At 48.8% G+C, this 21,050-nt stretch carries 21 protein-coding genes; 9 read left to right on the top strand and 12 right to left on the bottom strand.

All coding sequences use genetic code 11. The features are described from left to right. The first annotated feature begins 150 nt into the window (after positions 1–150). On the top strand, positions 151–1,182 hold the full coding sequence (locus NA197_RS00525; RefSeq protein ID WP_064043121.1) for a mechanosensitive ion channel family protein: 1,032 nt from the start codon (positions 151–153) through the stop codon (positions 1,180–1,182). An 81-nt stretch (positions 1,183–1,263) separates the two neighbouring features. Here the strand turns inward: NA197_RS00525 and NA197_RS00520 are convergent, their stop codons facing one another. Next, positions 1,264–1,866: a helix-turn-helix domain-containing protein gene (locus NA197_RS00520; RefSeq protein WP_000163372.1), complete on the bottom strand. Its 603-nt coding sequence runs from the start codon at positions 1,864–1,866 to the stop codon at positions 1,264–1,266. A gap of 43 nt (positions 1,867–1,909) precedes the next feature. Between NA197_RS00520 and NA197_RS00515 the strand changes: the two genes are divergently transcribed. Together NA197_RS00515 and NA197_RS00510 are read left to right on the top strand one after the other, a co-directional pair. Next, positions 1,910–2,596, top strand: coding sequence for a B3/B4 domain-containing protein (locus tag NA197_RS00515; protein ID WP_000097263.1), 687 nt, complete (start codon positions 1,910–1,912; stop codon positions 2,594–2,596). 27 nt (positions 2,597–2,623) lie between these two features. Beyond that, entirely contained in the window at positions 2,624–2,962 is a 339-nt protein-coding gene (locus tag NA197_RS00510) for an antibiotic biosynthesis monooxygenase family protein (protein WP_000051816.1), read from the top strand. A 106-nt stretch (positions 2,963–3,068) separates the two neighbouring features. On the opposite strand, the gene NA197_RS00505 is transcribed toward NA197_RS00510, so the two are convergent. The 4 genes from NA197_RS00505 to zirU form a co-directional block, all read right to left on the bottom strand. Further along, positions 3,069–3,626: a redoxin family protein gene (locus NA197_RS00505; RefSeq protein ID WP_023201115.1), complete on the bottom strand. Its 558-nt coding sequence runs from the start codon at positions 3,624–3,626 to the stop codon at positions 3,069–3,071. A 98-nt stretch (positions 3,627–3,724) separates the two neighbouring features. Continuing rightward, positions 3,725–4,555, bottom strand: coding sequence for a two-partner-like secretion system exoprotein ZirS (zirS, locus tag NA197_RS00500; protein WP_001242918.1), 831 nt, complete (start codon positions 4,553–4,555; stop codon positions 3,725–3,727). A 20-nt stretch (positions 4,556–4,575) separates the two neighbouring features. Next, positions 4,576–6,558, bottom strand: a complete 1,983-nt coding sequence (gene zirT, locus NA197_RS00495) for a two-partner secretion translocator ZirT (RefSeq protein ID WP_064043120.1) — start codon at positions 6,556–6,558, stop codon at positions 4,576–4,578. A gap of 74 nt (positions 6,559–6,632) precedes the next feature. Continuing rightward, entirely contained in the window at positions 6,633–7,478 is an 846-nt protein-coding gene (zirU, locus tag NA197_RS00490; RefSeq protein ID WP_064043119.1) for a two-partner-like secretion system exoprotein ZirU, read from the bottom strand. A gap of 293 nt (positions 7,479–7,771) precedes the next feature. On the opposite strand from zirU, the gene NA197_RS00485 reads away from it, so the two are divergent. Next, on the top strand, positions 7,772–8,629 hold the full coding sequence (locus NA197_RS00485; protein WP_010989022.1) for a GyrI-like domain-containing protein: 858 nt from the start codon (positions 7,772–7,774) through the stop codon (positions 8,627–8,629). Between the two features lie 390 nt (positions 8,630–9,019). Further along, positions 9,020–10,129 (top strand): hypothetical protein, encoded by a 1,110-nt coding sequence (locus tag NA197_RS00480; RefSeq protein WP_064043118.1) that lies wholly within the window; start codon positions 9,020–9,022, stop codon positions 10,127–10,129. A gap of 213 nt (positions 10,130–10,342) precedes the next feature. Here NA197_RS00480 and NA197_RS00475 read toward each other — a convergent pair whose 3' ends face one another. Both NA197_RS00475 and NA197_RS00470 read right to left on the bottom strand, forming a co-directional pair. Further along, complete coding sequence (locus NA197_RS00475) at positions 10,343–10,579, bottom strand: YgdI/YgdR family lipoprotein (RefSeq protein WP_023234064.1); 237 nt, start codon at positions 10,577–10,579, stop codon at positions 10,343–10,345. A gap of 128 nt (positions 10,580–10,707) precedes the next feature. After that, a complete protein-coding gene (locus NA197_RS00470; RefSeq protein WP_064043117.1) occupies positions 10,708–11,298 on the bottom strand; it encodes a TetR/AcrR family transcriptional regulator in 591 nt (196 codons plus the stop codon). A gap of 77 nt (positions 11,299–11,375) precedes the next feature. Between NA197_RS00470 and bdcA the strand changes: the two genes are divergently transcribed. Beyond that, positions 11,376–12,089, top strand: coding sequence for an SDR family oxidoreductase (gene bdcA, locus NA197_RS00465; protein WP_020839314.1), 714 nt, complete (start codon positions 11,376–11,378; stop codon positions 12,087–12,089). Between the two features lie 90 nt (positions 12,090–12,179). Here the strand turns inward: bdcA and NA197_RS00460 are convergent, their stop codons facing one another. After that, complete coding sequence (locus NA197_RS00460; RefSeq protein WP_000456772.1) at positions 12,180–13,049, bottom strand: aldo/keto reductase; 870 nt, start codon at positions 13,047–13,049, stop codon at positions 12,180–12,182. A 275-nt stretch (positions 13,050–13,324) separates the two neighbouring features. Beyond that, positions 13,325–14,230, bottom strand: coding sequence for a LysR family transcriptional regulator (locus tag NA197_RS00455; RefSeq protein WP_064000575.1), 906 nt, complete (start codon positions 14,228–14,230; stop codon positions 13,325–13,327). Between the two features lie 118 nt (positions 14,231–14,348). Here NA197_RS00455 and NA197_RS00450 point away from each other — a divergent pair, with 118 nt between their 5' ends. After that, positions 14,349–15,278 (top strand): aromatic alcohol reductase, encoded by a 930-nt coding sequence (locus NA197_RS00450; protein ID WP_064043116.1) that lies wholly within the window; start codon positions 14,349–14,351, stop codon positions 15,276–15,278. A 59-nt stretch (positions 15,279–15,337) separates the two neighbouring features. On the opposite strand, the gene NA197_RS00445 is transcribed toward NA197_RS00450, so the two are convergent. After that, complete coding sequence (locus NA197_RS00445) at positions 15,338–16,951, bottom strand: peptide ABC transporter substrate-binding protein (protein WP_001216553.1); 1,614 nt, start codon at positions 16,949–16,951, stop codon at positions 15,338–15,340. Positions 16,952–17,140: 189 nt separating this feature from the next. Between NA197_RS00445 and mpaA the strand changes: the two genes are divergently transcribed. Further along, on the top strand, positions 17,141–17,869 hold the full coding sequence (gene mpaA / locus NA197_RS00440) for a murein tripeptide amidase MpaA (RefSeq protein WP_000219108.1): 729 nt from the start codon (positions 17,141–17,143) through the stop codon (positions 17,867–17,869). On the opposite strand, the gene ycjG is transcribed toward mpaA, so the two are convergent. Next, positions 17,844–18,809, bottom strand: a complete 966-nt coding sequence (ycjG, locus tag NA197_RS00435) for an L-Ala-D/L-Glu epimerase (protein WP_064043115.1) — start codon at positions 18,807–18,809, stop codon at positions 17,844–17,846. The genes mpaA and ycjG overlap by 26 nt on opposite strands. A 115-nt stretch (positions 18,810–18,924) precedes the next feature. Between ycjG and tpx the strand changes: the two genes are divergently transcribed. Next, positions 18,925–19,431 carry a thiol peroxidase gene (gene tpx, locus NA197_RS00430; protein ID WP_000084401.1) on the top strand — a complete coding sequence of 169 codons (507 nt, stop codon included), beginning with the start codon at positions 18,925–18,927 and terminating at the stop codon, positions 19,429–19,431. A gap of 74 nt (positions 19,432–19,505) precedes the next feature. On the opposite strand, the gene tyrR is transcribed toward tpx, so the two are convergent. Further along, positions 19,506–21,047: a transcriptional regulator TyrR gene (gene tyrR, locus NA197_RS00425; protein WP_001235484.1), complete on the bottom strand. Its 1,542-nt coding sequence runs from the start codon at positions 21,045–21,047 to the stop codon at positions 19,506–19,508. Positions 21,048–21,050: the final 3 nt, after the last annotated feature.

The raw sequence follows: 21,050 nt of genomic DNA, 5'->3' as shown, positions 1-21,050 counted from the left end.
TATTTACATAAAAAGTAAACCGCTGAGATTAAAGCTGATAGCACTATTTCTTCTTTTTACTTATCGATGATCTACGCGTTTATCCTGGGTAAAATACCTGTTAATCAGGTCATTCTGAGCTGTTATCGTAGGAAGGAGCGGAAAACAATAATGTTCACTGAATTTTTTCTCAAAAACGCATTTAATCTGGCGATACTTTTCAGTTGCGGTATGGCGTTGCTGGTCGTGAGATTTTGGCTCAGCCGTAACGTACAGTGGAAGAAAGGATTCACGTTCCATGCGGCACAGTTTTTTATTTATGCAATTATTATTGGGACCATCGGGAGCATCCTGAATAATGCTATTGAAGATTATAATTTGCGTTTTATCTCTTCCGGGGTCATTGATTTTATCTGCACCTCGCTCATTGCGCTTATTCTGACGATAAAACTTTTCCTGATTATTAACCAATTTGAAAAAGCACAGGTCAATAAAGGTAGAGATGTCACCAGTACCCGTATTCTGGCACGGGTCATAAAAATAACCATTATTGTCGCGATTGTCTTACTGTATGGCGAACATTTTGGCATGAGTCTGTCCGGTCTGCTGACCTTTGGCGGTATCGGCGGTATCGCTGTTGGTATGGCGGGCAAAGATGTCCTGAGCAATTTTTTCTCCGGTATTATGCTCTATTTCGATCGCCCCTTCAGTATCGGAGACTGGATTCGTTCTCCTGACAGAAATATCGAAGGTACGGTCGCCGAAATCGGCTGGCGAATTACGCGAATTAACACATTCGACCACCGCCCGTTGTACGTGCCTAATTCCGTCTTTTCATCCATTAGCGTTGAGAATCCGGGACGGATGACCAACCGTCGAATAAAAACGGTTATTGGGTTACGTTACGAAGATGCCGACAAAATTGGCCTCATTGTTGACGCTATCAGAAACATGTTGCAGGCGCACAGAGATATCGATCAGAAACAGACGCTGTTGGTCTATTTTAATGAATTCGCCGACTCTTCGCTGAATATTATGGTGTATTGCTTTACCAAAACAACAGTATGGCCGGAATGGCTTGCCGTACAGCAGGATGTTTACCTGAAAATTATTGCGATTGTCCAGGAAAACGGCGCTGACTTCGCCTTCCCAAGCCAGACGCTCTATATCGATGACCCGGAGGCCGCGCCTGCGACAAAATAAAAGATAGCCGGTGCCCGATAACGCTTATCGGGCACCGAGGCTTCCCAGTCCGGATGACGGGTTGTTAGCGCCTTACGGTGATCAACGGCTCTTTTCATTCACCGTCATGGTAAATTCAAGCACCTCATTAGTGTCGTTAACGTAGGCATGAGGCATGTCGGTTCTGGCTACAGCGGAGCAGCCCTCCCGAATAATAAAGCGTCTACCATTGACTGTTAATGTCAGTGTTCCCTGATTAACAAACAGTAATTCACAAGTGTCTGCCGGATGCCCTGCCGATTCAAACTGTTCCCCAGGATGCATTATCCATTGCCAGAGTTCCAGCATATCCGGCCCGCTGGTTCCCGCCATCAGTTTTGCGCTGCCGCCTTTCTCGCCGCGCCACAACACCGGAATAGCATCCCGGTCGATAAGATGGACCATCGGCTCGCTGGCGACGTTGACAACATCCGCCACGGACACTCCCATTGCCGCCGCGATCTTACATAACAGCGCAATGCTTGGATTGGCTTTACAGCCTTCAATTTCCACCAGCATTCCTTTACTGACGCCGGAACGCCGCGCAAGCTCATCCAGCGACATCTTTTTTTGGCTACGAAATTGTTTGATACGTTGGGAAACAGCTTCATTTATTGTGCTGACGTCGGCGCCCGCCGTGGTCGATAAGTTGACTTTTTTGGTCATTGGTCGATATCATAGAAGAAAATAGTCATTACAGGATTATGCGATGTCTTCTATGTTACCGTCAATCAGCCCGGAACTGGCCCGTATCGCTCCCGGCTTTCGTGCATTAAGTATTAATGTTATTGCCGCTCCGGTTCGCGATGCGCAGGTCGGAGAAATCGCGCTAAAAGAGGCCTGTCAGGCCGTAATTAACGGACAACCGGCGTGGGCACAGGCGCATATAGACGCCTGGAATGCGGTGTTTAAAGCATTCGGCGCAAAACCAAAGCGCACCCCCTGCTCGGCTGAAGCGCTACGAAAACGCGTGTTGAAGGATGGAACAATGGCGGCGCTGGACCCGGTCGTTGATCTTTATAACGCGGTGAGCCTGCGCTATGCCGTACCGGTAGGCGGCGAAAATAGCGCGGCTTATTGTGGATCGCCGCGGCTGGTTTTCGCAGACGGAAGTGAAACATTTGATACCCTGAAAGAAGGACAACCCGTCACCGAGTCACCAGAACCGGGCGAAGTTATCTGGCGCGATGACAGAGGCGTCACCTGTCGGCGCTGGAACTGGCGTCAGGGAGTACGTACCCGACTAAGCGCTTCAGATAAAGCGATGTGGTTTATCCTTGAAAGCTTGCCGGAAATGCCGGTTGATGAATTGTACGCGGCAGGAAACATGCTGACTGACGGCCTTGAAAAAATGATGCCAGGTTTACGTTTTGAATCCACGTTGATGGGTGTTTGATTGATATTGCGTAACAGGAGAAATACCATGTCGCTGTTTCTGACAAGTTTTATTTTCGAAAAAAAAGAGTACGACGAAGAATTTTATCAACTGGATGGCTGGATTGAGCGCTATACACAGACTATTGATGGCTATATTGGGATGGAAAGCTATACCGATGCCGCCAGCGGAAGAATGGTTAATAATTATTACTGGCAGACCCGCGAATCAATGGAGCTATTGATAAATAATTTACAGCACCAGCAGGCCAAATCACAAAGTCATAAGTGGCTTTCCGGTTACCAGACGATTATTGCAGAAATTCAGGGGTGCCATAACGTTAACCTGCCCCATCCGCTGGCATCATTTTCAGTTCCTTATGCGTGATGCAATAGTATATGTGTTAAATGTGGGGGCACTACAGGAGGATGCCTGCGCCCCTGCATTGCCGGTTATTCGGTTCTCTGTGCAGGGACGGTACTGATATAAGTGATTAGTAAACAGGAAGATGAGTGATATCTCGTGGTACACTAACACGCGTAACCACATTATTTTCATCGCACTCTATCAACGCTCTGGCAAAAATACTGAGCTCATTAATTTTCAGCCCAGAATTATCCAAAAACTGGCGGCAAGCGTAGTCAGAAACAAAGGTTATGCCGGGATGAATATCATGTTCCCGAATAAAACGGGCCTGAGCAAATGGCGTATCCATACTCAGCACATATACCGCCCGGTTTGAGTGGCTACCCGCTGATTTAAGGCGGTCACTATAGTCTTTTACCTGCCATTCACAAACCGGCGTATCCAGTGACGGGACGACAATAATCCGCTTTTTTATCCCCGGGATACAGTAACCCGGTAATAAATTATGGCTCACCAGCCCCTTTGTGCAGGGTAATGGTTCGCCTTCAGCCAGTATACCGGGTTTGAGGGTCAGTTGCGTTTTGCCAAAGGTGACAGCGTGTTCCTGACCCAATGAAATATAATCTTGTGTTGTTGCTGGTGTCATAAAAACTTCTCCTTTTAACGTTTGTATTATTTTAGCCATAATAATTATTTAGCAATCCGCTAAAAAACCAAGTGAATATCCATAATAAGATGATGGTGATAAAAAGAATTATATTAGTCATAATAATTAATATAGTTTTATAGTCTTCCTCTGATGGAAATTTCTTTCGTGAAACTCATTGCATATTTAAAAGATATGTCAATACGTTCATTACTATGCCCACGATAGGTTATAACTTGTGTATATTTACCTGGAACATTTTCTTTCTTAAGAGGGCCATAATCCCATAAGCCTTTTAAATTTTCACGCGCTACAGTCTTATTAATGTGAACTTCATTTACAGGATTCCCGTCGATATCCTTAACAATAGTTGTGATGGTGGCACTTTCACCCGGCGATAATACAGACTTATCTATACTCATAACTGTTAAATCTGGGCTTGGCGTATTAGATATAGTTTCTGTTTCAATATACTGGAACTCAGATACCGATGGCACAGGCGTGTACCCTGACGCTGAAGCCATATCCGTTTCATTATAAATTTCTAGTTTAATCTTTGAACCCCGATGTTCCTTTTGGATATTAAATTTATGCTCACATGGCTTTTCACGTTTAAGTATATGCTGAGAGTTATCTTTATTGATCTGATAATACGTACATACTGTAGTAAACGTTTCCGCAGACTGATAGTTATTATCCGGATCTCTGATGCCTACATTTCTGGCATTCCTCGCAATAGTCATTCCCGGAAAAGGTGTATACTTTTCAATAGAAAAGCCAAGTCCATTAAACTGCAATTCGTAGGTATCACGAGGTGTTCCAGGCCTGTGCCCAACGCTCGGCGCCGTAGGAGGAGAAAACATCCCGACGGTTGCCGCGGACGTTGTCGACGAATCCGCCAAGACGCTTATCGGCGCAGCCGCCAGAAGCAGGCTATAGATAATAAGATTATGTTTCGACATACGCACTGTTGATCCTTTTTAAAACATTAATTCGCATCAGATGCTGCGGTAGAACTCTTGGCATTTTCTTTATCAGAAATAATTCTGACGCGGATATATTTATTCTGTAGCGATTCCCCGTTAAGGCTATAAGGGATAAGCCAGGTGGCCTTTGTCGCCCCCGGTACGGATTGCCAGGATTTCATTTCATCCGAGATATCCCACTGATAATTAAACGCATCAGTACAGTCCGTGTTATTTACACAAAGCGTTCTGGCTCGCATTTCTGTTCCGACGACTGGCGCAGTAACGCTTCCGTTGGCTTCTTCAGTACCCGGCGTAAAAAGCACCTCCACAGAAGTGACCTTCTGCGCAATACTGTCTGACTGCGCTTGTAGTAGTACGGTCCCCTTCACCGGATGTTTATCGTCTGGTCCGCTTGCTTCAATATGTAATTTGAGCGAGCGGGCATCATCGCCGATATGGGTCACCAGAACCCGTTCAACCCAATGGCCGTCACGCTCTGTACCACCGAGCGCTTTAAATGCCAGACCCGGCATATCTGATTGATACTTAATATGACGTGGTTTGAGCGACGCCCACTCCTCTTCAGAACGCTCGCGCACGTAGTGCCACTCAATAACCTTCCCCTCTTCTCCGGCAGGAAGCGGCGTACTGATAACAAAGTTGCCGTCCTCAACCTGAACATCGTCATTGATAACATTTATCCATGAACGGAAACTGGTCTCATCCTGTGTCACCCTTACCGGGATACGCTCGGAGGTCACACGAGTACCCCGGCTGTCAGTCACCGTTAAATAAAGGCTATACTCCTGACCGTCGGTCGCCGTCAGCGGAAGTTGTGGAAGGATAAGGCCGCTGCCCAGACTTCCCTGAAGCTGGAGTCCGGCGAGAAGCTCCGCATCACCCGACCACTCAACCTTCTCAATCGGGTAACGGCTATCTACCGTCGCCATTAATGTCACCAGCGTCCCGGACAGGCCTGACACCGGCATTGCCGTAATGCGGATTTTACTGGCCTGCTCCCGATACGCCATGACGATATCGTAATTACGATCGACAAAGGCACGCCGATTAGTCGTATTCGACGGCGCTCCAACGTTGCGGTAATCAAGCTGTTCATGTAACGGCGTACCGAAGGAATAGTTGACTCTCAGACCGCCCTCTGCCTGCGATCCGCCATTACCGGCGTCCCGATATCCTGCTCTGACCTCAAGCAAGGGGACAGGATTCCAGACCAGAGCCGCACCTGCGGCGCGGGGATTCCGGCTTAACGTACCGTTACCCAATAGATCAACTTTATCCCCGTAATACTGTTCATATGTCAGCTCGCCACTGAACCAGGGAAAATCGGGAAGCGTGCCTTTTGTTCGCAGATCAAAGCCATATGCCGGACGCTCATCATGTAACTCATGCGCTGCTGACGTTTTCCAGCCGGTGAGAGGGAAGTAATAGTTGCCGGAAAAGGCCAGACTGTCTTTATAGACTTCCCCGCCAATGCCGCCACGTAAGTGGGAATAACGGATGTCGGCATCCAGAAACGTATTGACGCCGAACAGCCATCCATTGACCTCCTGGCGGTAACCCATACCAACGTTAACATAGGTGCGGCCATCGAAACTGCTGTTGTCGTGGTCGCGAAAGCCAAGCTGACCAAAGAGTAAAGACGATGTTGTTTCCTGGACGGGAATAAACATATCGAACTCTGATGAGCGATATTTCGCGCCATCTTCAAGATTGACGCCACCACGGAAAATAATCTCCGGAAAAGCGCTCTTCATCCCCTCGTTCACCAGATGATTAGCGGCTTGCCCTGGTAATGCCTTTATTTTTCCTTTGGCATAATCCTCCAGCGTCCCCTCCTGCAGGTGCGGAGAAATAGACGATGCCGTCCCCGCAATCCACGACTGAATTTCATTATCGCTATCAGCGATAACCGGGAGTGAAAGCTGACTGCTAACAATGGCCCAGGTTATATATTTAGTAATAGGTTTTTTAGAAAAAACCACTTTATTGCCTCCTGCTATACCCACCTGCCTGGCAGGGGGAGTATTTAAATAAGATGTTTATTTAGCGATAAAAATCAGCGACGGATAGCGCGTTTATTCTCCGGCGTGGCTTTCGTCGTTTTAGGCGTAACGTGGACACGGAACAGTTTATTCTGCTCGGTTCCTTTAATAATATATTTATGTTTTTCAGCGTTGGTATTATTCAGATCGGTGAACTTATCTGGTGTCCCGGCATCCGCCATCTGCCAGGTAAAGTTATAATTACTGACCTCACACTCAGCCGCCGCTGTGGCGGCACATTCCAGTACCGCTTCAAGGGTGCCGCCTACCACTGGAGTGTTGGCGTCATTGGTACCGTTGAGTTCATCAGTCGGTTTACCACTTTCATTCACCACATTGATAGTGACAGAACGTAGCTTATTAGAAATCGTACCGTCTGCGGCGGCGTCGCCGCCCACCCCAGAAGATGCAGAAGTTAATAAGACAGTGGCAGGCAAGAATGCACTATCCGGCGTCCCCGCTGCCGTCTTAATTCGGTAAACGATTTTAATTTTTTTACCGCCTGCATCAGCAGGAATGGTAAAAGCCGTCCCGGTTGCCGCCGGGGTTCCAGAAGGATCGGCGGCCTCATTATCCACCAGATACCATTTAATATCGTCGGCATTATTCATTTTATCCAGCGATAAGGGATCCCCATCCTCATCCCTAATAAAAACATCCGCTATCTGGAGGGTTGAACCGGTCGTCAGTTCCCCAGACACTTCTATCTTTTTTGCATTAGTCGTTGCCACAGGACGGTGACCAACAGAAGCAGGCGTAGCAGAAGAAGCCATATCATTGGCTCTGGTATTCGCCACCGCCTCTACTGAGACCACGGATGCACAAATCGCTAACGCTAATAAAGATCTTTTGAAGTACAAAACAATTTCCTTTTATTAAATCATTAGAAATAATTACGAGATTTATAATCTCACGGGCTAAAAACTCAGGGTTATTCAATCATTTTAACCGCCTGTGAAATTATGCCCTTCGCCATGCTAATTACTTAGCTTTACTGGCAAAAGCCGATCTCCAAGTGTAAAGTTTATTCAGAAACGTCAAGCAATTTAAATCTTTCTTGTTTTGCCAGAAAAGCTAACAACCACCCACCAGTTTAATAACAGAGTATGTCAAACACCTTAAATGTTTATATTTTCGGCTTCAATAAAGAGGAATGATGATGAAAAAAGCCATAATAATCTCAGTATTAGAGCAAATAGAAAAAAATCTTGAAGAGAGGATTGATATTGAAAAGCTGGTTGTTATAACAGGTTATTCGCGAAGGAGTTTGCAGGATTTTTTTAAAGAAAAGTGTGGCGTCTCTATAGGAAAATATATCAGACAACGCAAGTTGAGCAGAAGCGCCACTCTGCTAAAGCTGACCTCTCAGTCGGTCACAGATATCGCGTTCAGAATGGGGTTTGATTCAGTGCAGTCCTATAGTCGAGAGTTCAAAAAAACATTTGGCGTCAATCCCAATAACTATCGCAAGGCTGATTTCTGGGATCTCAGAAACCTACGGCCTCCCTACTGGCTTGACTGTGATGAGCATTATCAGTTCGAAATTTGTCAGCTTACGTCAAAAGAAATTTTCGGATTTCAAACATCTCATCAGATCGCAACAAATGACCTTCCTAAAAAAGCGTCACCTATAAAATGGAAAATCATTCATGAGACGCTCAGAACGTGGGGCGAAAATGTTTATTGTCTCTCGTCTTTTAAGCCGGATAATACCAAAGACCAGGTCATCGCCGTAAGCAGTTTTTTTGGTATGGAACATAATTCCGTCGATGGAGGCAAAATACCCATGTCGAGGGTAATAAAATGTGGTAAATATGCAAAATTCCATTTCGTTGGTCATAAGGAACAATATCAACAATTTTCCAATACAATATATATGTGTATATTGCCAAAACTGAATCTTATCAGGAGAGAAGGAGAAGATATTGAATACTTCCATTTGGCATCCGTCCAAAAGCAACAGAATAATGAATCCATTGTCGATCTTTATTATTATATCCCTGTACTGTAATGACTTCGTACCATCCACGTATTTCATCTGAAAAGCCTTCTCTTTTCAGAACGGTAATAAAACTCTCAGTATTGATTCTGGTAAAGTAAGTGACTATTAATATAGTTAACGTTTTGAAAGAATTGAAAAAAATAAATTGCGTGCACGCGACACCGGGGACAGATTTCTGACAGTACTGTACGGTGTAGTGATCAGGTAATATTGGCTACAGTTTACGGTAAAAGCAAAGTCCATACTTTAACTATTAATGGGAGTATGCTGGCCGGGCGGCTTGCGGGGCCTTCATGCTCCCACATTTACAATGTTGGTATGATTACATTCTCTCTATACTTTACTGTGCTAACCTTTTATCTCGTTGAGATAACGTTTAATTAAAATGCTCTCTTTTTGATGTACATTATAAGAGGAGACATTATTCATATTTTCGAAATCAGGGCAGACGATATGTATACAACCATCAGAAACACAGCGCTAGCAATGGTAGCTTGTTTTTCGTATATCGCACATGCCAGTACCTACCCTCCTCTTATTATCACCAGGGGAGCCGGAGGAGACGCCTCCGGAGCCACAGTCATTCATGATAATTGGCGGCATGGCACTCCTGACCTGGTCAATCTTACCGATATCCCCATAGATAAAATCAGACCAGAAAAATACCGTTGCGTACTGATTATTGGGCAAGGAGCTATAAAAGAGATGCTTCTTGCGAACAATGCCTCAGCAATACTTTCCGGAAAAACGGTTGGTCTGTATAGTCATCTGATCGATCAGAACACGCTCAGATTACTTTGGCAATTGCAGAAAAAAGTGAGATTCAATCTATTTTTTACCCGCTCGCAGATAACTCTGCTAAAACTAAGGAACATTTCAGAATATAATTTTTTGAGTTCTAAAGTAAATAATGTCTGGGGACAAGACTCACTAGCAATTGAAACAGTGGCACCTGACAGGGGTAATATACCGGAAAAAGCGCTTCCCCTCAAAACAACAGATTATGTGATCTGGCTGGGTGGAAACTATACTACCTCTTCTGGTACGCAGCGTATTTTCACAAACGATCAGATTGTTGTAGCCCTGAAACCACTACATAATGTTATTTCATCAAATGCATCGATTGCTATTATGCTTTCACCACGTTTTTTTGATAATAGCATGAGTAAAGAAGCAAAAGTTAAACGACTGAAGGCAGTGCTTAACACCTTTTCGCGAAGCAGGGTCACATTTTATATGAATAAGGAGATGCTTGCTAATCTGAAAGAATTTGATTTGCCTGTTCAACTATCCCCCTCTTACGCAGAGCTGATGCGAATGCCCTGGGCCAGCGCTACCCGGCATTTTGCCTCTGTGGATCAATATAACCTGTTTGCTGATCTCATACCTAAAGTCACGCCGTTTCTTCTTGAACCGAATGATGCCGATCAAGCTCTCTATGCGACGGATTATCTTAATACCCGGCGTGTAAGTCTGACCCAAAATATTCTTAACCATGGTTGTGACTAAATAAAACGCGCAGAATCCGGGATAGTTAGCAATCCAAAACAGACCGTTAGCCATGAGTACTGTTTATCTTCACTATACAGGGAAAAACCAAATAACTGACAACACAAATCAAGCCGAGACCCGGTATTCGGCTATTCAGGTGCTCTATTCAATTCAGGCCCAGAAACAGTCCGGTACCCATACTGGACACGGCCTCCCAACTGCTTTAGCGCATTACCAGCCCAGCTTCGATGCGCCTTCTGTCGTCTGCACTATTTCACTGGTTTTAATAACGCGATGATAACCATAAACATCAGCGTATTTCGTCATTCCGGTTGCGGTGTCAACCTCCGGCTTACCCTGCGTTTCAATAATCTCTCCCGTCCGGGTCGTCATGGTATAGGTCGTTGTACATCCGGCTAGCATCAACACTGATAAGCTAAGTACCGTAATAAGACTACATTTTTGCATTTCTCGTTTCCCTGGCACCTCTATTTTTGATGTACTTTACCGAATACCGCAACGGCAAGATGGATGATTAGGGCTATTGCTCCCTGTTTGCCCGTATCTGATTGGCTCAGGTTTTTTGATGCGCTGCGTTAATCCGGCAGTAATCGCTCCAGCACATCTCCAGCCAGAAGTACGCTCTCCTGAAGACGCTCCAGGCCATACCCCGCTCGCGCCTTGGCGGAAAGCCCCGCCATTAGCGTCCCCATAAAGTCCGTCATCCGGTCAGCCTCTTGCGGATACCGCATGGCGACATAAGTGCGAATCAGGTTTTCAGCAGCGATGTAAAACTCGCAGGCGGCCTCTCGTGCCGGTTTATCGTTACAATGAGCGCCCTCCAGAACCAGACATCCGGTGGCATCAGGATCGGCAGCGTAACGTCTTGCCGCTTCCATCAGCACATCGATAAGACACTTCGCGGTCGGGCGATCGTGACGCAGAAGCGCCCCGAGCGGAATCGCGTCGGTCATCCTGTAACGTTTTAATACGCGAGTATACAGCCCCAGCTTGCTGCCAAACGCCGCATAGAAACTGGGAGGATTGATCCCGAACGCTTTTGTCAGATCCGCTACGCTCACCGCGTCGTAGCCGTGTGAATGAAATAAGTGTTGAGCGGTTTCAATGGCTTGTTCCGGATCGAACTGGCGAGGGCGACCCGGCGTTCGGCTATGTTTTGTAGTCATTACTACATAACTCCTTGACGGCATGATTTCATTACGCATATTGTAGTGGTTACTACAATATCATAAAGGACATCCTGATGACGCTATTTCGCAACAAATCTGTACTGGTTTTAGGGGGAAGTCGTGGTATCGGCGCGGCTATTGTACGACGCTTTAGCGCTGACGGCGCATCGGTCGTTTTCAGCTACGCCGGATCGCGTGAAGCCGCCGAAAAACTGGCAGCGGAAACCGGAAGCACCGCCATCCAGACGGATAGCGCCGATCGGGATGCCGTCATCAGCCTCGTGCGTGAGTACGGACCGCTGGATATTCTGGTCGTCAATGCGGGCGTCGCTCTCTTCGGCGATGCGCTGGAACAAGATAGCGATGCGATAGATCGTTTGTTCCGCATTAATATCCATGCGCCTTACCATGCGTCAGTCGAAGCAGCCCGCAACATGCCGGAAGGTGGACGCATCATTATTATCGGTTCCGTGAATGGCGATCGGATGCCCGTACCGGGAATGGCCGCGTACGCCGCCAGTAAATCAGCCCTGCAAGGGCTGGCGCGCGGCCTGGCCCGTGATTTTGGCCCCCGCGGGATTACGATAAATGTGGTGCAGCCGGGCCCGATTGATACCGACATCAATCCGGAAGATGGCCCCATGAAAGAGCTGATGCACAGTTTCATGGCGATCAAACGACACGGAAGACCTGAAGAAGTGGCTGGAATGGTGGCATGGCTTGCCGGCCCGGAAGCCTCTTTCGTCACCGGCGCGATGCACACCATCGATGGTGCCTTCGGCGCCTGACGGCCAGGCGAATATCATACGGTTGCCGTCTACGCTCCGGCAACCGTGTTAGAAGCTGTTCATGTGAGAAAACATCCGCAAGCGCCGCGATCAATCGTGGATTTTAACGCCAAGACAACCGCGAACAAATTCAGGATTAAAATGCTTCACCGCTTCGCCAACATAGCCTAAATCAAGTGTGTTGATTTGAGCCATTTCGTTATCCGTTAGTGAGAAATCCCAGATGGCAAAGTTCTCTTCAATACGTTCCTGTCGAGTGGATTTAGGAATAACCGTGACACCACGCTGCACGTTCCAACGCAGGACAACCTGCGCGATGGTTTTTTGATGGGCATCGGCAATCCTTTGAAGCATTTCATTTTCATACGGTTTATGTCTCCCGCCGCCTAACGGCGCCCACGCTTCAGGCTGAACGTTATAATGCTTCATGGTTTCCAGCGCGGCGGGTTGTGCAAAGTATGGATGCAATTCGACCTGGTTTACCATTGGCGTAATTCTGACGGTTTCACAGAAGTTGGCTAACACATGCGCATAGAAGTTGGACACGCCAATGGCTTTTAGTTTACCGGCTTCATAAGCGTCTTCCAGTGCGCGCCACGCGCTAAAATAATCGCCCATTGCCTGATGCAATAAATAGAGATCAAAATAATCTAACCCGGATTTTTTCAGCGACGCTTCAATACCTGCTTTGGCCAGATCGTAGTTAGCCATATCTTGCACCCACAGTTTAGAAGTAATAAATAACTCCTCACGGGTACACAGACCTGTCGCGATGGCTTCACGAACAGCGTCACCAACGGCATCTTCATTGCCGTATACCGCAGCGGTATCGATAAGACGATAACCGCTGCGAATAGCGCTTAACACTGACTGCTGACATTCTTCTTTGTCGGTTACCTTAAAAACGCCAAAACCCACCATAGGCATTTTAAGGTTGTTACTTAATATTGAATATTCCACGCTAAAGCACCCTTTCGTCGTAAAGACGCCATGATAAGAGCAAAATACAGGTACAATGAGTATTGTTAAATCCGATTATATTTATACAAAAAGTTCATTAATAACAGTTGTACAGATTTTTTATTGCATCCAAACGTTCAGTGCTTGCTATATCCTCGCCGTGTAGCACCCTGTTTGATAATGACTTTTCTTATGTGTCAAAACCAGTACCGTCATTTTGACCGTTTGTGAAAAAGTTTTCTGAACAGGCAATGCGATATCCGGAATAATATTTTTTAGCAAAGAGGCTCCGGCTGGCTCAGCGCCGTTTTGCACCAGTCATAAAAAGCGCGTACCGCAGGCGGCAGAAACCTGTTTTGCGGATAGACCAGCGCAAGCGGCAAATCGTAAGAATGGTTGTCCATGCAGGTCACCAGCGCCCCACTGTGCAGATACGGCGCAACCAGATAGCTGGCGACGCGAATTAACCCCAGCCCCTGTATTCCGGCCTGAATATAAGCGTCCGTATCATCGACAACCAGCGTCTCCTGCACCCGCATCGCGTAATCCTTCCCCTCACGCGTAAAAAACCAGTCAGTGGTACGCCCGGTGCGGTGGTTCAGGTAGCCGACCGCATGGTGTTTTTGCAGATCATCTAAATTTTCAGGGCTACCGTAACGCTCAATGTAAGTGGGCGATGCTGCTATCACCCAGTTAAAACTGGCGAGCGGACGGGCAACCAGCGTGGTGGAATCATCGATCCTGCCGGCCCGAATCACGCAGTCATACCCTTGCAGGATAATATCCTCCACGCTATCGCTGGAACAAAGTATCAGCTCCAGCTCCGGATACTGGCGCAAAAAGGCCGGGAGCATGGGAATAATGCAATGCCGGGCGAGAGATTGCGGCATCCCCACTTTAAAACGCCCTTTGGGTTGTGCCGCCCGGCCGGGAAATGACGACTCCATGGCCGCGATATCTGCCAGTACTCTTTTGCACTCTTCGTAGTAACGCCGCCCCTCTGCGGTCACGCTAAGTTTGCGGGTTGTACGTTGCAAAAGTTGAATCTTAAGCCAGGATTCCAGTTCTTTAACCACCCGCGATACCGTTGAGCGCGGCACGCCCAGCACTTCGGCGGCTCTGATAAAACTATGGGTATCCACCACGCAAACATAGACCTGCATCGCTTCCAGCTTGTCCATTTTCCCCCCGCCAATTATCCCATTTATCAGAACAGTCTAACCCGTCTTCGGCGTCTTATCGAACGCAGAACCCTGCCGTAATCTCTATCTACAGGTGAATCAACACAGAGAGGCGCAAATGAAACAATCCAATAATCAGGTAGGTGAAAAAGTATTGGTGCTGGGCGCGGGACAACTGGGGGCGTCAGTGCTGGCGTCGTTGGTTCCGGCGGTCACACAGCGTAATGGTTCCGTTTGCGTTATTGTGTCAGGGCGATCCAGGGATAAACAGAGCAAACGACGTTCCAGCATTCATCAACAACTGGCGGATGCCGGTGCGCGGTTTATCCCGGTCGACATCGCAGGCAGTTCGGTTGCAGCGTTAAAAGATCAATTCCACGGTTTTGATACGATCATCAATTGTATGGGGTTTGTCGCCGGTGCGGGTACCCAGATAAAAATCACCCGCGCGGTACTGGAGGCGGGCGTTAAGCGCTATTTCCCCTGGCAGTTTGGCGTGAATTACGATGTGGTCGGCAAAGGCAGCGGCCAGCCGGTGTGGGACGAACAGTATGACGTCAGGACGCTTTTGCGCGAGCAAAACGTCACAGAGTGGGTGATTGTTTCAACCGGTTTATTTACCTCTTTTCTCTTCGAACCGGCCTTTGATGTGGTCAACTTAGCCCAAAAAACCATCAATGCCCTCGGCGGATGGGAAAGGCAGGTCACCGTCACGTCGCCTGCGGATATTGGTCGCCTGACCACTGAAATTTATCTGCATCAGCCGCGTATCACTAACGAAGTCGTCTTTGTTGCGGGGGAAACGACCTCTTATGCAAAACTGGCGGAAACGGTCGAACGCGTGACGCAGCAAACCTTTACCCGAGGCGTATTGACGCTACCTGACTTACAGGAGCAGCTCCGTTTACATCCGCATGATCCAATGCTGCGCTATCGCGTCGCCTTCGCGCGTGGTGACGGTATGTGGTGGCCGATGAGTGACACCTGGAATGCACAACATCATCTGCCGACACAGGATATTGCCGCCTGGCTGAAAACACAGCAATGAGAACGGCGGCATCAGGCGGCGGGCATGGCTACCTTGCGTTAACAAGAAACCAGTACGCATCAGTGCTTCACGATATACATTGTGCGACTATAGGCCACATCTTCCGGGTTAGTAATGGGGTATCCCTTTACCCACGGTTTAATTAACCGGCCATTGGTATACTGATAAATAGGCGCTATAGGCGCTTGTTCCGTTAAAATTTTCTCCGCTGCATTGTAATCCGCGTTACGCGCTTCGGCGGTATTTTCCATCGTCGCTTGCGTCAGGATTTTGTCATAAGTCGGATTAGTAAAGCGTGAAATATTCCCCGTATGCGTGGACGTTAATAAGGATAAGAAAGTCGACGGTTCGTTGTAATCACCCACCCAGGAGGCACGAATAACATCAAAATTACCGGTATTCCGGCTGTCGATATACGTTTTCCACTCCTGGTTTTGCAATTTCACATCCACCCCCAGATTTTTCTTCCACATTGACGCCACCGCAATCGCGATTTTCTGATGGTTTTCTGAGGTATTGTAAAGCAGAGTTAATTTAAGCGGCTTCTGCGATCCGTAGCCTGCTGCACGCAGCAATGTTTTCGCCTGGGCGTTAAGTTCTTCCTGGCTCATTTGTTCAAACGGTGAAGGATCGGGCTTAAATCCTGCCGTGACATCCGGTGTAAAATGCCAGGCCGGTTTTTCACCGGTACCTAAGACTTTTTCCGCCATCAAACGGCGATCAATGGTCATACTTAGCGCCAGACGAACGCGGGAATCCGCCGTCGGCCCTTTCTGCGTATTAAACGCATAATAATAAGTCCCTAATTGCGGCGGCGTATAAACTTGCCCTGGAATATCCTTCAATAATTTCTGGTACATATTTTTAGGGAAAGATTCGGTGATATCAATATCACCGGCAAGATAACGTTTCGTCGCAGCCGACTCCTGGTTAATGGGTAAAAATGTCACTTTTTGCAGTACCGTTTTCGCGTTATCCCAGTAATGCGTATTAGGCACGACCACCAGTTTTTCATTTACCACGCGCTCTTTAAGCACATACGCGCCATTGCCAATCAGTTTTCCCGGCTTCATCCAGTCTTTGCCGCTTTCAACATTCGCTTTTTGGACCGGATAAAAGGCAAAACTGGCGGTCAGACTGGCAAACCAGGGCAACGGCTTGTCAAGCTGAACACGCAAAGTGTGCGCGTCCACGGCACTGACGCCAAGCTGATCCGGCGTGACTTTACCGTCGATAATGGCTTGCGCATTAGTGATGCCAGCCAGAGCGGCAAACCAGGCGAAGGGGGAAAGCGTTTTGGGATCAACGAGGCGTTGCCAGCTATAGACAAAATCCTGGGCGGTCACCGGCGTTCCATCGGCCCATTGCGCATCATCCCGCAACGTAAACGTCCAGATACGATTATCATTGCTCTTCCACTGGCTGGCGACGCCAGGGATAATTTCACCCTTTTCGTTCTGGTTAACCAGCCCTTCAAACAGATCGCGGATCACCTGAATTTCAGGCAGCCCAACGGCTTTCGCTGGATCTAACGAAGCGGGCTCATCTTTGATATGACGCACCAGTTCTTGTTTCTCTGCCAGTACCGTTCCGCCGGGAACATCCGCAGCATATGCCAGGGAAAAGCTGCTAACCAACAGCGCACAACAGGTTACTGAAACAGAATGCCTCATAGAAGTTCCTCAAAGATGAGTTAAATGACAACGTAATTATTTGTTTCAGCAGAAAGAAATGCAATTATCTTCCGCCAGAAAGTTGATATCGCGCCATACAAGAGGGTAAATAGAAACCATTTGATAATCGGCGGGTTTTACACAACACTACGATGATTACCCTACTGGTCTCAGCTTCGGGAAACGCGTATGACTGTCACCCGCCCCCGTGCCGAGCGCGGCGCATTTCCGCCAGGCACTGAACATTATGGACGTTCGCTACTAGGCGCGCCGCTAATCTGGTTTCCGGCGCCTGCCGCCAATCGCGAAAGCGGTCTGATACTGGCTGGCACCCACGGGGATGAAACCTCATCCGTGGTGACGCTCTCCTGTGCGTTACGCACCTTAAATCCAACCCTTCGCCGTCATCATGTCGTACTTGCCGTTAATCCTGATGGCTGTCAACTGGGGTTAAGGGCAAATGCGAATGGCATTGATCTAAACCGTAACTTTCCCGCCGCCAACTGGAAAGCGGGTGAGACAGTTTATCGCTGGAATAGCCGCGCGCAAGAGCGTGATGTCGTGCTGCTAACCGGCGACCATCCCGGCTCAGAACCGGAAACCCAGGCGCTTTGCCAGTTAATTCATCGACTCCAACCCGCCTGGGTCGTCTCTTTTCACGATCCGCTAGCCTGCATTGAAGATCCACGTCGCAGCGAGCTAGGCGAGTGGCTGGCCGATGCGTTTGCGTTGCCGCTGGTGACCAGCGTAGGTTACGAAACGCCCGGTTCGTTTGGCAGCTGGTGCGCCGACCTCAACCTGCACTGCATTACCGCCGAGTTTCCCCCTGTTTCCGCCGATGAAGCCAGCGAAAAATACTTGCTGGCGATGTCGAATCTGCTCCGCTGGCATCCTAAAGATGGAGTTGACCCGTCGTAAAGCGTAGCGCGGGCTCAACATCAACCGCCAGCCATGTTGGGCCATCAAGATCGGCGAAGCTCACCTGCGGCATAAGCGGCAGCGCGGCGCTAATCGCTCTTGATGTACAGAGCATACAGCCCAGCATCAGGCCGAATCCTTGCTCCCGCGCCTCCGTTGCCAGCGCCAGCGCCTCAGTCAGACCGCCGGTTTTATCCAGCTTAATGTTGATCATATCGTAGCGCCCCGTCAGGGCTTTCAGACTACTGCGAGTATGGCAGCTCTCATCTGCACAGATGGGCAACGGATGAATAAAATTTTCCAGGGCGGCGTCATCCTGCGCGGGCAGCGGTTGCTCCAGCATCGCGACATTCAGATCCGCCAGTAACTGGCAACGCGCCGCCAGCCCCTCCGGACGCCACGATTCATTGGCGTCCACAATGAGCGTCGCCTCCGGCACCGCCGAGCGGATCGCCACCATACGTTCGCTAATCAGACGAGCATCGAGTTTAATTTTCAGCAACGTCGCCCTTTTTTCCCATAGTGCCGCCGCACTGGCTGCCATCTGTTCCGGCGTACCTATCACTACCGTTTGCGCGGTAGTAAAAACCGGCGCCAGCGTCACGCCGAGCAGCCCGGCAAGGCTTTGCTGCCGCTGGCGGGCCTGCAAATCCCATAAGGCGCTATCCACCGCATTGCGCGCCGCGCCTGCCGGCAACAGTTTCTGCAATGCTTCGCGAGTCAGCCCGTTTTCCAACTGAGGCACAATACTCATGATTTGCGCCATGACCGAGGCATCACTTTCACCATAACGTGGATATGGCGTACATTCCCCGATGCCTTTTACGTCCTCTTCTTCCAGTTCGACAACGACAACATGCGCTTCGCTTCGGCTACCACGCGCAATAACGAAAGGCGTATGCAACGGCCAGGTTTCCTCATATACCTTAACAGATCTCATCTCTTCCCCTCTGATAGCGCCGGACGCGGCTTGCTACAAATAGTATTTGCCGTGTTAATGAATAATGACTTAAACTGGATTTCGACGTTAACTATAAGTAAATAGGAACATAATTATGTCACAGACTGTACATTTCCAGGGTAACCCGGTCACCGTTGCCAACGTTATTCCGCAGGCTGGTAGCAAAGCACAGGCTTTTACTCTTGTCGCAAAAGATTTGTCTGACGTTTCCCTCAGCCAATATGCAGGCAAACGCAAGGTGCTGAATATTTTCCCAAGCATTGATACTGGCGTATGCGCCGCATCAGTTCGTAAGTTTAATCAACTGGCCACAGAAGTGGAGAATACCGTCGTATTGTGCGTTTCTGCTGACCTGCCTTTTGCACAGTCGCGTTTTTGCGGCGCGGAAGGCCTGAGCAATGTTATTACGCTTTCCACTCTGCGTAATAACGAGTTTCTGAAAAACTACGGCGTCGAAATCGTTGACGGCCCGCTGAAAGGTTTGGCGGCGCGCGCAGTCATCGTGCTTGACGAAAACGACAACGTTATTTTCAGCCAGTTGGTGGATGAAATCACCCACGAGCCGGATTACGACGCCGCGCTTAATGTCCTGAAGGCATAAGCGCTACGTTTGTCAGTGCTACAGGCGGTGCTCTTTTGTCACAAGAAGGCCTCTATCCGGAGGCCTTCTTTTTTCTACTCTTCACCCTTCTTCTGGCTCAGACCATATTCACGCAGCTTATTGGCAATCGCGGTGTGTGATACCCCCAACCGTTTCGCCAGTTTACGCGTACTCGGATAGCTACGATAAAGCTGAGTAAGGACAGAACGTTCAAAACGACTGGTAATGTCATCCAGCGAGCCTTCCATCGCATCCTCGCCGACTGCCACCGTCGCGGCATCGTAGTCAGGCAGCAGGATATCCTGCGGACGCAGCTCATACCCTTCCAGTTGCGTCAGCGCCCGATAAATCGCATTTTTAAGCTGGCGAACGTTACCCGGCCAGCCGTAACGAGTGAGGACCGTACTCAGATCGGCAGACAGTTTCGGTCGTGGAACGCCCTGTTCGTCGGCAAAACGCGCCACGAACAGTTCGGTCAACGGCATAATATCCTGCGGACAATCGCGCAACGGCGGCAAATTAAGCGTCAGAACGTTAAGTCGATAATAGAGATCTTCGCGGAACAGTCCTTTTTGCACCAGCTCCACCAGATTTTTCTGCGTGGCGCAGATAACGCGGACATCAACATGAATTTCGTGATCTTCGCCGACGCGACGGAACGTACCATCGTTGAGAAAACGCAGCAGCTTCGCCTGCATACGCGGCGACATTTCGCCAATTTCATCCAGCAGCACCGAACCGCCATTCGCCTGTTCAAAAAAGCCTTTTTTACCTTCCGGCGCATGGCCAAATAGTTCGCTTTCTACCGCATCTTCCGGGATTGAAGCGCAGTTGAGCGCCAGATACGGTTTCGCTGAACGAGGGCTTGCCTGGTGACAGGCATAGGCGAAAAGATCTTTGCCTGTTCCCGTATCGCCGGTAATCAGCAGCGGCGCGCTGAGCATCGCCAGTTTGCGCGCCTGCTCAACGACGTGCTTCATCTTTGCGCTCACGGCAATAATCTGACTAAACGCGCTCAGATCCTGCGTGGACAAATTCTGTAGCTGCTGCCCCATACGAATCGTGGAACGCAACATCACGACCGCCCCGGTCAACACGTATTCGTCATTTTCGTTTTGTAAATGTACCGGCGTAATCTCCATCAGGAAGTTTTGCCCGTTGATCACGACATGTTCGTTATGGGAGCTTTGCGGATTACCGTCCAGCCAGCGCTGAAAATTGAAGCCGTTGATTAATTGTGCGGCGGTATGGTGCCGCATTCGCTCCTGGTTCTGGGCAAAAAGCTGACAACTCGCCGGGTTCGCCATCTCCACTTTACTCTTCATATCCAATGAGAGCACCGGCTCCGGCAACGCCTCAAGCAGCGCGCTCAGGGCCAGATGTTCACGTTCGGACGGCATCCAGGGAACGGTACGGACATCCGTTACGCCGGAAATACGGCGGATTTCGGCCATCAGGCTGCTGAAGTCGGTGAATTCCAGCTCAGCAAAATTAAGATAAATTCGCCCAATGGGATCAATCTCGATTCCGCGTAAATCAATGCTACGTAACACCAGTAAATCAAGTAATTCGCGGGTCAGACCAAGTCGGTCTTCACAAAATACTTCCAGACGCATGGG

It is taken from the genome of Salmonella sp. NW884 (assembly GCF_051700745.1).
GTDB classification, from domain to species: domain Bacteria; phylum Pseudomonadota; class Gammaproteobacteria; order Enterobacterales; family Enterobacteriaceae; genus Salmonella; species Salmonella enterica.
The sequence above is the reverse complement of the archived record's forward strand: the minus strand, read 5'-3'. Positions and strand labels throughout refer to the sequence as shown.

Coding starts and splice junctions, on each gene's coding strand:
- NA197_RS00525 (WP_064043121.1), top strand. CDS start 151: ATGTTCACTGAATTTTTTCTCAAAAACGCATTTAATCTGGCGATACTT.
- NA197_RS00520 (WP_000163372.1), bottom strand. CDS start 1,866: ATGACCAAAAAAGTCAACTTATCGACCACGGCGGGCGCCGACGTCAGC.
- NA197_RS00515 (WP_000097263.1), top strand. CDS start 1,910: ATGTCTTCTATGTTACCGTCAATCAGCCCGGAACTGGCCCGTATCGCT.
- NA197_RS00510 (WP_000051816.1), top strand. CDS start 2,624: ATGTCGCTGTTTCTGACAAGTTTTATTTTCGAAAAAAAAGAGTACGAC.
- NA197_RS00505 (WP_023201115.1), bottom strand. CDS start 3,626: ATGGCTAAAATAATACAAACGTTAAAAGGAGAAGTTTTTATGACACCA.
- NA197_RS00485 (WP_010989022.1), top strand. CDS start 7,772: ATGATGATGAAAAAAGCCATAATAATCTCAGTATTAGAGCAAATAGAA.
- NA197_RS00480 (WP_064043118.1), top strand. CDS start 9,020: ATGTACATTATAAGAGGAGACATTATTCATATTTTCGAAATCAGGGCA.
- NA197_RS00475 (WP_023234064.1), bottom strand. CDS start 10,579: ATGCAAAAATGTAGTCTTATTACGGTACTTAGCTTATCAGTGTTGATG.
- NA197_RS00470 (WP_064043117.1), bottom strand. CDS start 11,298: ATGACTACAAAACATAGCCGAACGCCGGGTCGCCCTCGCCAGTTCGAT.
- bdcA (WP_020839314.1), top strand. CDS start 11,376: ATGACGCTATTTCGCAACAAATCTGTACTGGTTTTAGGGGGAAGTCGT.
- NA197_RS00455 (WP_064000575.1), bottom strand. CDS start 14,230: ATGGACAAGCTGGAAGCGATGCAGGTCTATGTTTGCGTGGTGGATACC.
- NA197_RS00450 (WP_064043116.1), top strand. CDS start 14,349: ATGAAACAATCCAATAATCAGGTAGGTGAAAAAGTATTGGTGCTGGGC.
- NA197_RS00445 (WP_001216553.1), bottom strand. CDS start 16,951: ATGAGGCATTCTGTTTCAGTAACCTGTTGTGCGCTGTTGGTTAGCAGC.
- mpaA (WP_000219108.1), top strand. CDS start 17,141: ATGACTGTCACCCGCCCCCGTGCCGAGCGCGGCGCATTTCCGCCAGGC.
- ycjG (WP_064043115.1), bottom strand. CDS start 18,809: ATGAGATCTGTTAAGGTATATGAGGAAACCTGGCCGTTGCATACGCCT.
- tpx (WP_000084401.1), top strand. CDS start 18,925: ATGTCACAGACTGTACATTTCCAGGGTAACCCGGTCACCGTTGCCAAC.
- tyrR (WP_001235484.1), bottom strand. CDS start 21,047: ATGCGTCTGGAAGTATTTTGTGAAGACCGACTTGGTCTGACCCGCGAA.